At 63.7% G+C, this 16562-nt stretch carries 12 protein-coding genes and 1 tRNA gene; 8 read left to right on the top strand and 5 right to left on the bottom strand.

Translation table 11 applies throughout. The features are described 5' to 3' along the window. Nucleotides 1–57 precede the first annotated feature (57 nt). Nucleotides 58–1104, bottom strand: a complete 1047-nt coding sequence (locus GC162_16140; GenBank protein MBI1370170.1) for a TRAM domain-containing protein — start codon at nt 1102–1104, stop codon at nt 58–60. Between the two features lie 143 nt (nt 1105–1247). Here GC162_16140 and tig point away from each other — a divergent pair, with 143 nt between their 5' ends. The 5 genes from tig to GC162_16115 all read left to right on the top strand — a co-directional run bounded on the left by tig (nt 1248) and on the right by GC162_16115 (nt 6234). Then, a complete protein-coding gene (gene tig, locus GC162_16135) occupies nt 1248–2771 on the top strand; it encodes a trigger factor (protein MBI1370169.1) in 1524 nt (507 codons plus the stop codon). A 24-nt stretch (nt 2772–2795) separates the two neighbouring features. Further along, a complete protein-coding gene (locus tag GC162_16130; protein ID MBI1370168.1) occupies nt 2796–3197 on the top strand; it encodes a hypothetical protein in 402 nt (133 codons plus the stop codon). 131 nt (nt 3198–3328) lie between these two features. Beyond that, nucleotides 3329–4669, top strand: coding sequence for an ATP-dependent Clp protease ATP-binding subunit ClpX (gene clpX, locus GC162_16125; GenBank protein MBI1370167.1), 1341 nt, complete (start codon nt 3329–3331; stop codon nt 4667–4669). Between the two features lie 79 nt (nt 4670–4748). Further along, nucleotides 4749–5543 (top strand): SDR family NAD(P)-dependent oxidoreductase, encoded by a 795-nt coding sequence (locus GC162_16120; protein MBI1370166.1) that lies wholly within the window; start codon nt 4749–4751, stop codon nt 5541–5543. A gap of 25 nt (nt 5544–5568) precedes the next feature. Next, entirely contained in the window at nt 5569–6234 is a 666-nt protein-coding gene (locus GC162_16115) for a glutathione S-transferase (protein MBI1370165.1), read from the top strand. 12 nt (nt 6235–6246) lie between these two features. Here GC162_16115 and GC162_16110 read toward each other — a convergent pair whose 3' ends face one another. Then, nucleotides 6247–8955 (bottom strand): c-type cytochrome, encoded by a 2709-nt coding sequence (locus GC162_16110; protein MBI1370164.1) that lies wholly within the window; start codon nt 8953–8955, stop codon nt 6247–6249. A 108-nt stretch (nt 8956–9063) separates the two neighbouring features. Between GC162_16110 and GC162_16105 the strand changes: the two genes are divergently transcribed. After that, nucleotides 9064–9912, top strand: coding sequence for a D-hexose-6-phosphate mutarotase (locus tag GC162_16105; protein ID MBI1370163.1), 849 nt, complete (start codon nt 9064–9066; stop codon nt 9910–9912). A gap of 30 nt (nt 9913–9942) precedes the next feature. After that, entirely contained in the window at nt 9943–11157 is a 1215-nt protein-coding gene (locus GC162_16100; GenBank protein ID MBI1370162.1) for a PQQ-binding-like beta-propeller repeat protein, read from the top strand. Here the strand turns inward: GC162_16100 and GC162_16095 are convergent, their stop codons facing one another. Then, the gene (locus GC162_16095) at nt 11158–12933 is read right to left on the bottom strand and encodes a sulfatase-like hydrolase/transferase (GenBank protein MBI1370161.1); all 1776 of its coding nucleotides are present in this window, start codon (nt 12931–12933) and stop codon (nt 11158–11160) included. It abuts the gene before it with no gap. 226 nt (nt 12934–13159) lie between these two features. Continuing rightward, nucleotides 13160–13233, bottom strand: a tRNA-His gene (locus GC162_16090). A gap of 255 nt (nt 13234–13488) precedes the next feature. On the opposite strand from GC162_16090, the gene GC162_16085 reads away from it, so the two are divergent. Next, the gene (locus tag GC162_16085) at nt 13489–15132 is read left to right on the top strand and encodes an FHA domain-containing protein (GenBank protein MBI1370160.1); all 1644 of its coding nucleotides are present in this window, start codon (nt 13489–13491) and stop codon (nt 15130–15132) included. A gap of 347 nt (nt 15133–15479) precedes the next feature. Here GC162_16085 and GC162_16080 read toward each other — a convergent pair whose 3' ends face one another. Continuing rightward, the gene (locus GC162_16080) at nt 15480–16460 is read right to left on the bottom strand and encodes a DUF1080 domain-containing protein (protein MBI1370159.1); all 981 of its coding nucleotides are present in this window, start codon (nt 16458–16460) and stop codon (nt 15480–15482) included. Between the last annotated feature and the right edge of the window lie 102 nt (nt 16461–16562).

Here is a 16562-nt window from a genome sequence, read left to right as displayed (position 1 = left end):
AGTTGTCGGCGGATTGTTGATTGAAGACGGGGAGTGCGAAGCCGCAAGCGGCGGGGGTCAGGCCTGCGCTTCGATGGGCGTGGCGCCGTTGTCGTTGCTTGAGAGTCGGCCGAAGATCATGCGACCCGCGGCGGTCTGCAGCGCGCTGGTCACGGTCAGCGCCACATCGCGCCCGATCTGCGAGCGGGCCTGTTCGACGACGACCATCGTCCCGTCTTCGAGATAGCCCACGCCCTGCCCGGGGCTTTCGCCGGGCTTGACGATCTTCACGCTCAGCAGTTCGCCCGGCAGCACGACCGGCCGAAGGGCCTCGGCGAGACTGTTGATATTGATGACCTCCACGCCACGCAGTTCCGCGACTTTCGTCAGGTTGAAGTCGGTGGTGATGATGCGGGCGTGCAGGTCCTGCGCGAGACTCACGAGTTTCTGATCGACGGTGGCGCCCTCGGCATCGGTGTCTTCGATGCTCACTTCGATGGTCGGATTGCTCTGGAGCTTGGCCACGATGTCGAGCCCGCGCCGCCCGCGGGCGCGTTTGAGCTTGTCGGCCGAGTCGGCGATGGTCTGCATTTCGTTGAGCACGAAGCGGGGGACGACGAGCAGGCCCTGCAGAATCTGCGTCGAGGCGATGTCGAGGATGCGGCCGTCGATGATGGCGCTGGTGTCGAGCAGCATCGGGCGCGTGCCGCGGATCTGTTTGGCGAATTCGACGTAGGGGATGACGAAGCGGAAGTCGTCTTTGGTTTGGAGCACGAGCGAAATCGCCGTAAAGACGCAGATGACGCCGACGAAGACTTTGATGCCTTCGATGAGGACCATGTCGACGCGCGTGGGGAAGAGCGTGCTGACGTAATCGATGATGAAGCTGAAGGCGAAGGCGGCGATCATGCCGACGATGAGTCCCAGGAAGACGCCGGAGAATGCGGAGAGTTTTTTGCGCGGCGTGAAGACGTCGGCGACGACGACGATGCCGGACATGAGCATGGCGGCGCCGATGGTCATGAGCATCTTGCTCGCCGAATCGGGGAACGCGCGGAGGGAATAAAGCCCGGCGACGGTGGCGGTCATCAGAACGAAAAGACCTCGGAGAACGATCTGAATCACGGGCGGCTCCCATTGCCTCGCCAGCGGGCCTCAACGCAAAAAAACGGCGGTCCGCTTGCCTGGACGTGTCCTCATGGTACACTTGACGATCCTCAAAAACCACCCGAAACCCCCGCCCTAGAGGCGGTCAAGGAACAGACGCAATGGCCCAGCAGGTTCAGGATCAGGAACAGACTTTTCAACCGACGGTGACCCTCACGGATGTCGGCCCGGCGAAGAAGAAGATCGCCATCGAGATTTCCGCCGAGGCGATCGCCGCCAAGCTGGCGGAGAATTTCGACTCCCTCCAGTCCGAGGCGCAGCTCCCGGGTTTCCGCCGCGGATTCGCCCCGATGAAGCTTTTGCAGAAGCGCTTCGGCGGAGACGTCCGCAAGGAAGTCTGCTCGCAGCTCGTCGGCGAAAGCTACACGCATGCCGTGCAGACCCATGAACTGCGCGTCCTGGGCGAACCGGACATCAAGAACTATGACGACCTGAAACTGCCCGACTCGGGCCCGCTGAGCTTCGAAGTCGAAATCGAAGTCGCGCCGGACGTCGAACTGCCCGACCTCAAGGGCATCGAAGTCAAGAAGCCCGCCATCGAAGTCACCGACGAGCAGATCGACTCGGAAGTCGAGCGGTACTGCGAGATGTACGGTCAGCCCGCGGGCGTCGACGAGGTCGAAGCCGGCGACTACGTCAGCGCGCAGGTGAAGATCACCGACGCCGCCGACGGCGCTTCGCTCCATGAAGCCGACGACGTGCCGATGCTCGTGACCGGCGAAGATCGCGAGTTCAAGGGCGTCGTCAGCGGCATCCTCATTCGCGATCTTGGCAAGGAACTGGCCGGCAAGAAGAAGGGCGACATCGTGAAGCTCGAAGCCGACGGCCCGGCGAGCCACGAAGTCGAAGCCCTCCGCGGCAAGAAGCTCAACATCGAATTGACCGTCCGCAAGGTCGAGCGGCTCGAACCGCTGCCGGTCGACGAACTGGTCACGATGGTCGGCATGGAGTCCGAAACCGAACTCCGCGAGCAGATCAAGCAGCAGCTTTCCGGCAAAGCCGATCAGACGCAGCGTCAGGCGATGGCGGCCCAGGTCGTCAAGACCCTGCTCGAGAAGGTCACGCTCGAACTGCCCGAAGGTCTGTCCAACCGCCAGGCCGAGCAGATCCTCCACCGCCGCCAGTACGAGATGATGATGCGCGGCGCCAAGCCGCAGGACATCGAGGAGAAGCTCGCCGAGCTGCGCGCCGCCTCGCAGGAGACGGCCCAGAAGGAGCTTAAGTCGCTGTTCATTCTCGACGCCGTGGCGCAGAAGCTCGAAGTGGAAGTGACGGACAACGAAGTGAACGGCCGCGTGGTGCAGATCGCCATGCAGCAGGGCCGCCGCCCGCAGTCGCTGCGTGACGAGATGGCCCGCAACGGTCAGCTTCAGCAGCTCTACGTGCAGATGCGCGAAGAGAAGGCCATCGAGAAGATCATCGCCGACGCCAAGGTCCAGGAGATCAGCGAAGAGGAATGGCGCAAGATGGAGGGCCTCGAAGCTCCCGCCGCCAAACCCAGGAAGAAGAAGTCCGCCCCGAAGAAGGCCAAGGCCGAAAAGGCCGAGGACGCCTCGCCCGCGGCTGATGACGCCGAGGCCAAGGCCCCCAGGAAGAAGTCGACCAAGAAGAAGTCCGACGAGTAATCCACTCCGGACAGGGGCGCACGCATGCCAGTCGCGCCACAGCTTCTGACGCTCGCCGCCAAGGATCCAGCGACCGCGTTCCGCGGCGTGTTGATCCCCTGCGCCGTGCTGCTGGGGCTGCTCGTCGTCTTCTGGATCGCCGCCGCCTTCGCCCGCCGCCGCGCGCGTGAGATGAGCCAGGGCGATCTGGGCATGGCGTTCTCGCCCAGCGCGCTGCGCCGCATGCACGCCGAGGGAAAGCTCACCGATGCCGAACTCGAACGCGCCCTGGGCAAGGTCGTCGGACAGGCCGGCGGAACCCGTCTGCGAACGCAGGTCACTGCGGCCGAAGAAGATGTGGAACTGGGTCCGAATCTGCTTCAATCACCGCCCGATAATGATTCGCGCGACAGCCGGACAGGAGATTCAACCGACAAATTGGGGTAGAATAGACATTAAGCGAAGGTGAACGCCGGTCGATTTAAGGAGCGTGGAGACCCCACGCGCGGGAGACGATCGACGTGCACAACGATGAGTCAGGGAATCTCGAAGCGCCTAACAGCAGTTCAGGATGGAATATGGCCAATCAGTCACGCGGTGGTAACAAAGGCGGCGACTCCGGCTCCGGCGGCGGAACCGGCGGTGGCGGCGGGGGATTCCGCGGCCGCAAAGTCACCACGTGCAGCTTCTGCGGCAAGAACAGCCGCGAAGTCGGCCCCATGGTCGAAGGCCCCAACGATGTCTACATCTGCGCCAACTGCACCGACCTGTGCCAGAACATCTTCAAGCAGGAACGTCGCCGCGTGCACACCAGCCGCCCGATGTTCAACTCCATCCCGACCCCGCGCCAGATCCGACAGTTCATGGATCAGTACATCATCGGGCAGGACCTGGCCAAAAAGGCCCTCGCCGTCGCGGTGCACAATCACTACAAGCGCCTGAGCGTCGAGGATCAGGACACCAAGGGCGTCGAACTTGAAAAGTCCAACGTCATGCTGCTGGGCCCGACCGGCTCCGGCAAGACGCTCCTCGCCCGCACCATGGCGCGCATGCTCAACGTCCCCTTCGCCATCGGTGACGCGACGACGTTGACCGAAGCCGGCTACGTCGGCGAAGACGTCGAGAACCTGCTGCTCAAGCTTCTGCAAGCCGCCGACTATGATCTGGAAGCGGCGCAGCGCGGCATCATCTTCATCGACGAAATCGACAAGATCGGCCGCACCAGCTCCAACGTCTCCATCACGCGCGACGTCTCCGGTGAAGGCGTCCAGCAGGCCCTTCTGAAAATGCTCGAAGGCACCGTCGCCAACGTCCCCCCGCAAGGCGGACGCAAGCACCCCGAGCAGCAGTACATTCAGATGGACACCTCCAACATCCTCTTCATCTGCGGCGGCGCGTTCGTCGGGATCGAAGACATCATCAAGAAACGCCTCGGCTCCCGACGCATCGGCTTCGCCGCCGAGCAGTCCGACGCCGACCTCGCCGAAGTGGACCACCGCCACGACGCCCTCAAGCATGTCATCCCCGATGACGTGCTCGAATTCGGGCTCATCCCCGAACTCGTCGGTCGTCTGCCCGTGCTCGTCCCGCTTTCACCGCTCAACGAAGCCGACCTCGTCCGCATCCTCACCGAGCCCAAGAACGCGCTGGTCAAGCAGTACCAGTACTTCTTCTCGATGGAAGGCGCCGAGCTCGAGTTCACCGAGGACGCGCTCAAGGCCGTGGCGCACAAAGCCATGCAGCGCGACACCGGCGCCCGCGCCCTCCGCGCCATCCTCGAAGAGATCATGCTCGATCTCAACTACGACCTGCCCGACATGGAAGCCGACGGCGTCAAGTTCGTCATCGACGCCGACGTCATCAACGGCAAGAAAGCCCTCTCGCAGGTCCAGCAGATTCGCAAGAAGGAATCCGCGTAACCGACCGCACCTGATCCGCACCCAAGAAGGCGGCCCCATCCGGGCCGCCTTTTTTTATTTCATCAGGAGTGCCGCGATCATGGACCTTCAGCTCAAGAACAAAACCGCCCTCGTCACCGGCTCCACCGCCGGCATCGGCTTCGCCATCGCCCGCCGCCTCGCCGCCGAAGGCGCGGCCGTCGTCATCAATGGCCGCACGCAAAAGCGCGTCGACGAGGCGCTGACGACTTTGCGCGCCGCTGTGAAGGACGCGAACGTGCGCGGCATCGTCGCCGACCTCGGCGCCGCCGCGGGTTGCGAAGCGCTGATCAAAGCCGTGCCGAACGTCGACATCCTCGTCAACAACGTCGGCATCTTCGAACCCAAGCCCTTCACCGACATCCCCGACGAAGACTGGATGCGGCTTTTTGAGGTCAACGTCATGAGCGGCGTGCGGCTCACGCGGCACTACCTTGCCGGCATGAAGGACCGCGATTGGGGCCGCATCATCTTCATCGCCAGCGAATCCGCCGTGCAGATTCCCGAAGAGATGGTCCACTACGGCATGACCAAGACCGCGCAGGTCGCCATCGCCCGCGGCGTCGCGAATACGACTCGCCGCACCGGCGTCACCGTCAACTCCATCCTCGTCGGCCCGACCGACTCCGAAGGCGTCGGCACCTTCGTCAAGCAGATGGCCGATCAGCAGAACATCACGCCCGCCGAGATGGAAAAGCGATTCTTCCAGACCGCCCGGCCCACGTCGCTGCTCGGCCGTTTCATCAACGTCGATGAAGTCGCCAATCTCGTCGCCTACACCGCTTCGCCCCTCGCCAGCGCCACCAACGGCGCCGCCCTCCGCGTCGACGGCGGCGTCATCCAGGCCATCCTCTGATCCCTTTCGCCCAAGGAAGTGTTCCATGATCGATCTCTACACCGCCGCCACGCCCAACGGCCGGAAAATCTCCATCGCGCTCGAAGAACTTGAGTTGCCGTATCACGTGATCCCCATCGATTTCGCCAAGCGTCAGCAGAAGGAGCCGTGGTACCTGAAGATCAATCCCAACGGACGCATACCCGCGATCATTGACCGTGACAACGGCGACTTTCCCGTCTTCGAGTCCGGCGCGATTCTCATGTATCTGGCGGAGAAAGCCGGGCGCCTCATCGGACGCACCGCCAACGACCGCAGCCGCGTGATTCAGTGGCTCATGTTTCAGATGGCGGGCATCGGACCGATGCAGGGCCAGCTTCACGTCTTCCAGAACTACGCGCCGGAGAAAATCGCCTACGCGATCAATCGCTATCGCAATGAAACCCGCCGGCTCTATGAAGTGCTCGACACGCAACTGACCGGCCGCGACTACCTCGCGGACGAATACTCCATTGCCGACATTGCCACCTTCACATGGGTGGCCGGCTTCGCCAAAGCGGGTCTGTCGATCAGCGGGCTCGATCATCTGGCCGCATGGCTCGACCGCATCTCGACGCGACCCGCCGTGCAGCGCGGCCTCAAAGTCCCGGTCGAAGTCGCGCCGGCGGAAGAGGATGCCCGCATCGAAACGGTGCGCCGAATGCTCGCCTGACCGACTGGCGCCCTACTTGGTGTGCAGGTACTCGGCGATGTCGCGCACGTCCTGATCCGTCAGTCCCATCTTCGACGCCGTGGGCATCCATGATTCCTTGAGGTGTTCGATCCGCAGACCCTCCCCGCGGAAAAGCAGCTTCAGATAGTCGCCGCCCATGACCTTGATCTTGCAACTGCCGGCGTGATACGAGTAGTTGACGAGAAAGCCCTCGGCGGTCTTGCCGTGCCCGGTGATGCGAACAGGATCCTCGAAGCCGTGCGCCAGTTTGTCGGACGGGGCGACGATGTCCTTGGCGATCTCGGCGATGGTGCGCTGCGTGCCCCATGTCGACAGGTCCGGCGCGAACATCGGGCCGACGCCGTCGATGCGGTGACACATCAGGCACAGCGTCGCACGCGCCTTGCCGTGCGCCGCGTCGCCCGGCAACTTCGCGATTTCCTCAGGGGTCGAGACCTTCGTCTCCGGTCCAAGCTCGCGCGGCATCAGATAATCCTGCGTCAGACGCACCGGCGGAATCAGGCGGATGTCCTTCTGATACACCTCGCTGACCGTCGTCTGGTAGTCGTCGCCCTTGAACTGCGGAATGTCGGCGAAGGCGAGCACGATCTTCTCGCGATGCGCCCGGTCGGGCTCATCGGTGTAGAGCGCGTAGGCCATGATCAGATGGCGGAACTCGGTGATGTCCGGAAGCTGGGCGCGGATCACCTTGTCCAGGTCATCGACCGCCGCCGGCGTGTGCAGCCGCCACGCCAGGTTCTTGAGCTTGTCGTCCCACTTGGCGTAGTCCATCGACTGCGCGAGCGGCTTGACCAGTTCGTCGTAGACCTGCGTCTCCTTGAGCGACGCGGCCGTGCCCAGCGCTTCGAGATACCAGCGATTGTGCGGCTCGTAGTTGGCGATCAGCGTGGCGAGGATGTCCTTGCACTGCGCGAAGGGCACATCGCGCATCGACAACGCCACTTCACGCCGCACGCTCGCCGACTTGTCGCCGGCGACCTGCGCGGCGTAGGCGAGCAGGCGATCCGGCAGGGCGAAGCGCAGGGCGCGATACGCCACGATGCGCTGCGATTCATCGCCGTTTTTCAGGAGATTCTCGACGAACGTGCGCCCCGCGTCGCCGGCTTTGGCCAGCAGCCAGACGGCCCGCGCGGCGATGTACGGATTGTCGGCGTGGCTGGTGAAAAACGCTTCGGCGTCCTTCTCGACTTGGGCGCCCTTGGCCATGAGCTTCGAAACCGCGACGAAGCGCACGCCGGAGTTCGGGCTCGCCAGCGCGGCAAAGAGCCCGGCGGTCGTGTCAAAGTCATACGTCGGGCGCGTCATCGGCTTGCCGTCGGTGCGTGTGATTCGGTAGATGGTGCCGGAGACCTGGTCGACATGGCGGCTCGTGTCGTTGTAGAAGTCCGCCAGGTACAGCGCGCCGTCGGTGCCGACAACGATGTCGGTGGGCAGGAAGAACTGGCCCTTGGACTGCTCATTGAGTCCGAGCCATTCGCCGAGGCGCACCATCTGAATCTCCGCGTCCTTGAGCGCCGGCTTGTAGCCGAGCAGGGCCTTGTGCACCATGTCGCAGGCCAGATACGTCCCGCGAAATTCGGCGCCCAGCTCGTCGCCTTCGATGAACGTCACGCCCGTGGGCGAGCCGGCCCCGTAGACGTCGCCGGGCGGTATCGTGCCCGGGTAATTCTCGCGCCAGTGCGAGGCGCTGGAGCGGATGACGCCCTTGCCGTGCACCGCCACGTAGCCGGGCGGATCATTGTCGGTCGGCCGCTGCTCCTCCCAGCTTTTGGCGATTTCCTCCCATGATTTCGTGCCGTCGATCAGATCCGAGTACCCGAGGTTGCCGTACTCCATGAGCCAGGTCGCCCGGCAGTGCGACGGGTCATCGTTGTCGTTCTGGTACACGTCGCCGAAGCTGTTGACGACCATGTCGTGCGTGTTCCGGAAATTGTGACCGACGACGTTCAGGCCGGTGCCGTCGGGGTTGATGCGCATCGCCGCCCCGCCGATGTAGCGGTGCCCGTCGGAGCTGTCGATGCCGCACTGGGCGGGGTTGCCGTAGTAGCAGTTGGAAACGAAGTGCCGGCCGTCGACGGTCTTGATGTTCGCGCCTTTGTTGCCGTAGCTGAAGTACCACTGCCCGCTGGGCGAGCCGACGACGGCGTGCAACGTGTGATCATGCCCGCCGCCTTGAAAGCCCGTCAGAAACACCTCGCGCTTGTCGATCTTCGGATCGAACTTCCCGTCGCGGTCCACATCCGTGTACACAATGATGTCCGGCGTCGCCGACAGCACGATCACATTGTCAAACACCCCGATGCCCAGCGGCGCTGTCCGCACGTTCGGCTCGGCGACGAACACATGCGACTCGTCCGCCTTCCCGTCGCCGTCGGTGTCGCTGATGACGACAATGCTGGTCCCGTCGCCGAGCGTGCGGCCGCGACCGTAATCGACGCCTTCGACGACCCACGCCCGACCCTTCGGATCGATGTCCATCGTCACCGGCGTGAAAAGCTGCGGCGATGTGGCCCACACTTCGATCTTCAACCCCTTCGCGTGTTCGTTGAACGCGAACGCTTCGACCGGCACGCGCTCGGACTTGGGATTGCTCGCCACGAACGCCGCCCGATCGGCGAACGGCGCCGCCCACGTCAGCGCGGCGGCGATTGCGAAAATGCAGACAGCGACAACGGCTCGTGTGAGTTTCCGGTAAGACATGCGGATTCAACCTTTGGTTTTTAACGGTGACAGCGGGGAAACGATTATATCGCGCTCGATCGCGTGCGTCCCCTTTTCGACGATGGGCCGGCGGGGTATGCTCATCGCATGAGCCAGCCCAACGATCTTGACCATCAGACGATTGCAACCGATCTCGCCAGCGCCACGATCTATCCCCAAGGCGCGCACCTGACGCATTGGCAACCCGCCGGCCGCAAGCCCGTCCTCTGGATGAGCGCCAAGAGCCGCTTCGAACTCGGCGCGCCCATCCGCGGCGGGATCCCCATCTGTTGGCCCTGGTTCGGACCCCATCCCGTCAATCCCGAAAAGCCCGCGCACGGGTTCCTCCGCACCATGCCCTGGCGGCTCGTCGATTCGATCAACCTCGCCGACGGCTCCGTCCGCGTGACCTACGAAGCGCAGTCCGACGAGATGAGCCAGCAGCTCTGGCCCCACAAGTTCCTCGCCGAATTGACCGCCACCATCGGCCCGACCCTGACCGTCGCCCTGACCGTCTTCAACACCTGCGTCAAACCCTTCGAATCCACCGGCGCGCTGCATACCTACTTCGCCGTCTCCGATGTGACCAAGGTCAAGGTTCACGGTCTCGACGGCGTCGAATACCTCGACAAAGTCGACGGCATGAAACGCAAGACCCAGCACGGCCCCGTCACGATCAGCAATGAAACCGATCGCGTCTATCTCAACACCGAATCCGAATGCGTCATCGAAGACCCCGGTTTCCGCCGGCGCATCCGCATCGCAAAGTCCGGCTCCAAGACGACCGTCGTGTGGAACCCGTGGATCGAGAAATCGAAAAAGATGAGCGACTTCGGCGATGACGAATATCCGCACATGATCTGCGTCGAGACGGCGGCGGCGGGCGACGAGTCGATCAAACTTGACCCCGGCGCCTCCCACCGCCTCGAAGCACGCATCAGCGTCCAAGCGATCTGATCCTCCGGCGCGACAGAGAGGGCTACGCCCATGCGAGCGATCATCACGATCGTGGCGGTTCTGACGGCGGGGGCGCCGCTGTGTTTGGCGCAGCCGACGACGCAATGGCGCGGGCAGCATCATAATGGTCATTACCAAGGCGCGATCCATTGGCCCGACGGCGGGCCGCGCGTGCTTTGGGAAGCGAACATCGGCATCGGCTACGCCGGTTTCGCCGCCACGCCGACGCGCGTCTATACCGTCGGCAACGTCGACGGCGAGGATGTCATCGATTGCCTGGACGCCGCGAGCGGGGCGGTCGTGTGGTCGCAACGCTATCCGCAGGACCTCGTCCCGCTCTACAACCCCGGCGGGCCCAACGCCTCGCCGACCCTCGACGGCCCGTGGCTCTACACGCTCAGCAAACAGGGACTGGTCACCTGCTGGAGCGCCGCCGACGGATCGGTCCGGTGGCGCGTCGATCTGCTCAAGGGCGTCGGCGCCACGATGCCGCGCTGGGGATTCGCCTCCACGCCGCTGATCCTCGACGACGTGATCTACCTCAACGCCAATCAGCACGGCATCGCGCTCAACAAGGACACCGGCGCGGTCGTGTGGAATTCGCCCGCCGACGAGAGCGGCTACGGCGCGCCGGTCGAGATGACCTGCCGCGGCGAAAAGGCGCTGGCCATACTCGGCACGCGAACCCTTTTCGTCGTGCGCCAGTCCGACGGGATGGTCATGTGGAAAGTCGACTGGCCCACGAAGATGGGCGAGAACTCGGCGGACCCGACCTTCGCGGACGGGAAGTTGTACGTGTCGTCGTGGTGGGACATGGGGGCGGCGCAGTTCGATCCGAACCTCGCCGGGCACGAACCGCTCTGGCGCAACAAGGCGTTTCAAAATCACATCGCCGCGCCAGTACTGTTCGAAGGGCATCTTTACGGTTTCGACGGGCCGGTGCATCGCAGGAACGTGCCGGGGGCGCTGCGCTGCGTCGAGTGGGCGACCGGCAGGACCATCTGGTCGCAGCCCGACATGAAAGGTTCGCTCATCCTCGTCGGCCGCCAACTGCTCATCCTCACCAACGACGGCTCGCTCGTTCTCGCCGACGCGAACCCCGACGGCTATCGCGAGCGCGGCCGGCTCGACGGGCTGGGCAAGCGCACATGGAACGCGCCGGTGCTGCTCGGTGAGCATGTGTACGTGCGCGATGCGGATGGGAAAGCGATCTGCGTGGACCTGAGCGCGTCGGCGCAGCCCTGATCATTTGACGCGCGTGAGCTGAAGCAGCCGAACCTCCATCACTTGTTTACCCGGCATCTGCGTCGCCCGCAGCGTGAGTTGATCGCGGGCTTTGGGCAATTCGATCGTCCCGAGCGTCATCGGCTTGAAGTCCTTGACGTATCCCTCGCCGCGCTTGAAGCGATCGTGTTCCCATCCATACAGCGGCGGGTCGTGCGCCGCGCTGACCTTGCCGGTCAGTTTGACGCCCTCGAAGGAAAGCTCGATCGTCGATCCGACATCCGCGGCGGGGCAGGCGTAATAGATCACCACTTCGTATTTGCCCGCCTCGCCGACCTGGGCGTCCCATGTGATCGAGCCGGTCAGGTCGGTCCAGTGGGTGAAGAACGTGCAGTTGGGGTAGTGGTTGCTGCGCTCGACGCACCCGTGCGGCTCGCCGTCGCGCGCCGGCAGGAGCGTCACGGGGAAATCCAATCCGCCGAACCCGACGGTGAACGGGCGATCGTCGTGAGCGAGCAGGGGGGAGAACGCCTCTCGGAAATCGACGACGTCCTTGCCAAGCTGCTTCGCCAGACCGCGCTGAGCGGGGGTCATGTCCTTGATCGGCGCATGCTGGCCGGGGTCGGCGCTCATGTCGAAAAGCCGCTCGTTCTGATCGAAGCGGTACTGCTGCGTGCGGACGCTGACCTTGTTGTTCCAGTGCGAGAAGATCGCCCGGTCCGGCCAGTCGGCGGGCGCCTCGCCCACGAGCAGCGGCTTGATCGACTTGCCGTCGAGCGGCTTGGTGCTGACGATCGGAATCCCCGCCAGGTCCGCCAGCGTCGGCAAAAGGTCGATCGCCGCCGCGATCTGCGGGCGATGCGCGCCGGCCGCGATGTGACCGGGCCAGCGGATCATGAACGGCGACCGCACGCCCCCTTCGTCCACCGATCCCTTGCGCCCCTTCATCCCGTCGTTCCACCGCCAACTGTTGGGCCCGTTGTCGGAAAAATAGATCACGATCGTGTTGTCCGCCAGCTTCAGTTCGTCGAGCTTGGCGACGATGCGCCCCACGTTCCAATCGACATTCTCCACCATCGCCAGCACGGCCCGCGTTTCCTCAAGCGGCTCCGTCGCCTTCCCCGCCCCATTGAGGTCCGAGCGCATCTTGATCGGCGCTTCGCGGAACTTGTCGTAAAAACGATCCGGAACCTGCGGCGGAAAATGCGGCGTGTTGAACGGAATGTAGCAGAAGAACGGCTGATCCTTGTGGGCCTCGATGAACGCCATGGCGTGATCGGCCAGGTCGTCGATGATGAAGCCCTTGCCCTGCGTGATGACGCCGTTGTGTTCGAGCATCGGGTCGAAGTAGCTGCCCCAGTGCCCGGAGGTGAACCCGTAATACTCGTCGAACCCGCGCGCGTTGGGATGGTAGGGCCATTGCGAACCGTTGTGCCATTTGCCGAACGCGCCGGTCGCGTAGCCCGCCGCCTTGAACGTGTCGGCGATGGTCTTCTCGTCGGGGTTCATGCGCTCGCCGCCGGTCGAAGTCGAATGCACGCCCATGCGCACGTGATACCGCCCCGTCAGAAACTCCGCCCGCGTCGGCGAGCAGACCGCGCAGACGTAGAAGCGGTCCATGATCGTCCCCGCCGCCGCCAGCGCGTCGATATTCGGCGTCGAAAGATTCGTATTGCCGTTGACGCTCAAATCCCCCCAGCCCTGATCGTCCGCCAGAATCACCACCACATTCGGCGGCCCCGCCCGCCCGACCGCCGCGGCAATCGCAACAAACAGCATGACGAAACAAAAAACCATCCGGCATGGGCGGGCATCGATATCCATCTTCAAGACAGATCGCCTCCAGTGAGCAGGTTATTGCCTCCGCCCCATCGTACAACCTGAAGGAAAACCCCGAAACCCAAAACCCAAAACCAGAAACTAGAAACTAGAAACTAGAAACCAATTCCACCCCCGTCCCAAACGAAAAGGACCCGTCCAAAACGGGTCCTGCTCGAAAGATGCGGGGAATCTGCGGAAAAAGGGTGGCTGAGGGGATTCGAACCCCCGACCCTCGCGACCACAACGCGATGCTCTAACCAGCTGAGCTACAGCCACCATCGGGACAGTCCATCAATTTATGCCGGTGCCGATGGGGTGTCAAACGCGACGAAGATATCCAAACCACGCATGTTCCAACCCCTCCCCCTCGAAGGGGGAGGTTGGGAGGGGGATTCGCTTTGCGAGCGACGCTTCGATGACTTACGATCACGCGCATGGCGGGAATCCCTCCCCCAGCCCCTCCCTTCAAGGGAGGGGGGCTTTTAACAGATGCTCTAAACCGGGGGCGGATGTGAAGCTCCCCGATTTTTCGTGAGGCCAGCCGTGCTGATCCTGAACATCATCCAGGGCCCCGACAAGGGACGCCGATTCGAGTTGCCCGACACCGAGCCGCAGCAGATCGGGCGGTCCAGCGAATCGCTGCCCCTGACCGACACGACCATCTCGCGCCGCCACGCTGAATTGACCCCCAACGATGGCAAGTGGTTCATTCACGATCTGCATTCCAACAACGGCACGTATGTCAACGGCAAGCGCATCGCCCAGCCGACGCTTCTGCGGCAGGGCGATCAGATTCGCACGGGCGCGACGCTCTGGGTCTTCGGCCGGGCCAACAGCGCAGGCACGACCAAGCCGGTCCGCGTCGTGGCCGGCGACCGCATCGACACGTCCGTCGAAGCCACCGTCGCCGCCAACGATGACTCGGTCATCATGGCGTCCCCCGAGCCGACCGAAGCGGCCGTGCTCCACCTGAAGGTCATCTACGAATTGACGCAGGTGGTCGGCTCCGTGTTCGACCGGCAGGAATTGCTGGAGCGCGTGATGGACCTGGTGTTCGAGCACTTCGAGCCGGACCGCGGATTCATTCTGCTGCGGCCCCATCCCGAGGCCAAGCCCGAGCCGGTCGTCGTGCGGTACCGGACGCCGCCGATGAACAAGGTGGAGGGCAAGATTTCCGTGAGCCGCACCATCGTGCGTCATGTGCTCGAAAAGTCGGAGGGCGTGCTGTCGAGCAACGCCATGACCGACCGGCGCTTCGCCGCGGGCGATTCGGTCAAGGCCTTCGGCATCCGCTCGGCGATCTGCGTGCCCGTCAAGTTCCGCGATCGCGTGTTCGGCGTCATCTACATCGACTCGAAAATCGCCAACTACACCTTCACCGAAGATCAGCTTCGCCTGCTCACCGCGATCGGCTCGCAGACGGGCCTCGCCCTCGAAAACGCCGACCTCTACAAGAAGGGCTTGCAGCAGGCGCGCCTCGCGGCGGTGGGGGAAACGGTGGCGAGCTTGTCGCATTCGATCCGCAACATTCTGCAGGCGATGCGCGGCGGGGCCGAAGTCGTCGAGCTGGGTCTGCGCAAGAAGGACCTCAAGCTCGTCACCAACGGCTGGGACATCCTCGCCCGCAATCTCGACCGCATTTACCAGCTCACCATGAACATGCTCGCGTTCAGCAAGCAGCGCAAGCCCGAGTTCGAGATGGTGCACTTTCCGGGATTGCTCAACGAGATCGTCCAGCTCATGCAGCCGCAGTGCGATCGGCGCAACGTCGCGCTCATCACGGAGTTCGACCCGGACATGCCGGCGATTCCCGCCGACCCGGGCGGGCTGCATCAGGCGGTGATGAACCTGATGACCAATGCGCTCGATGCGGTCGAAGCCGAGACGGGCGCGATCACGCTCCGCTGCGACTACCGCCGCAAGAGCGAAGAGGTGGTCATCAGCATTTCGGATAACGGTTCGGGCATCGAGGCGGAGGATCTGTCGCACCTGTTCGAGCCGTTCTATTCGACCAAGGGCCTGCGCGGGACGGGGTTGGGGCTGGCGGTGACGAAGAAGATCATCGAAGAGCACGGCGGGAAAGTCATCGTCGATTCGCACGTCGGCGAAGGCACGACCTTCACGCTGACGATCTCCAGCGAACACCGGCAGGACCCGTCGGCGACCGTGGTGTAAGTCCGTCGTAGATGCGCACAAAGCGGTCGCGCGGCAGGCGCGGGCGAGTTGGGAATTGGGGAATATTTCCCACTGCGGCGCACCGTCACGTCGCGATCGGCGCACTGCGATGACCGGATCGCGCACCCTTGTGACACCGCGCGCCACTGACCCGCGATTCGGCGTCGCAGCGCGGGGTGGGCAAAGACGAAATTGCCTCACGCATGCGCACCGTGCGCGCAGCAACCGCAAACCCGCCGAATTTTCCCCACGATTTGCGGGAAATATCACGGATGGTGAAACCGCGGCGGAGCCGTGTCAGTCGCCACGGCGATGCGCGTGGGGAAATTCGCGCAGCGGGCGGGGGGTTACCTGGGGATGATCCAGATGTTGCGATAGCGGACCGGATTGCCGTGGTTCTGCAGATAGATGGGCCCGGGCTCGGGGGATTCGGCCAGGGGCGACGAAGTGGTCCGCCCGCCGATCTCGACATTTTCCTGAATGATCACGCCGTTGTGCCGGACGGTGATTTTGGCGTTGGCGGTCTTGGCACCGTTGGCGTCGTACTCGGCGGCGGTGAAGTCGACGTCGTAGGTCTGCCAGGTCAGCGGCGGAGCGCACATGTTGACCTTCGGCTTGGAAATGCGGTAGATGCCGCCGCACTCGTTGTCCTCGCCCTTGAGGCCGAAGCTGTCGAGCATCTGCACCTCGTAGCGGCTTTGCAGGTAAAGCCCGCTGTTGCCCCGGCCCTGACCGCGTGCGTCGGGTTTGTACGGCAGGCGGAACTCGACGTGGAGCGTGCAATCCTGAACGAGCATGTTGGTCGTGGCGCCCTGCATGAGCAGGCCGTCGTCGGACATGTGGCTGTTTTTCCATTGTTTCTCGAAGGTTTCCTTCGTGCCGTCGAACAGGACGGTCGCGCCTTCGGGCGGCTTTGCGCCGAGCGTCGGGCTCAGCCGCTCGATCTTCAGCGCCGGATCGCCCGCCATGCTCGACTCGATCTTGCCGTCGGCGAGGGTGAGCACTTCCTCGGAGTTGGGGCCTTTGAAGTGGACCGCATTGTCCTGCGCATCGGCCTCATACTGCATCGGCGCCTCGCCGTCCCACCCGGCGCCGGGCAGTCCGCCGACGTAGCGCACGAGGCGGAAGTGGTGCTTGCCCAGCGCGATGACCTGGGCGTAAATGCGGCCTTCCTTTTCGCTTGTCCGCGGCGTGGCGTATTCGCCTTGCAGCACGAAGTCCGGGTCCTCGGCTGCGGCGGTCTGGGGGTCGATCCAGGCCTGATCCTCGGCCCGAAGCTGTTGGCAGCACATCGCAAGCAGAAACATCGCCGGCAGGACTTTACGCATCGGGGGAACTCCATGTTCGGGCGGGTGGTTTGGACACGGGTTGCGTCATACGATCATCGCGTTAAGCTACCGCCCTGTTCGAGGCACTGCAACAATCACCCT

It is taken from the genome of Planctomycetota bacterium (assembly GCA_016125255.1).
GTDB lineage: Bacteria > Planctomycetota > Phycisphaerae > Phycisphaerales > Zrk34 > RI-421.
This window is presented reverse-complemented; position numbering and strand designations above follow the sequence as displayed.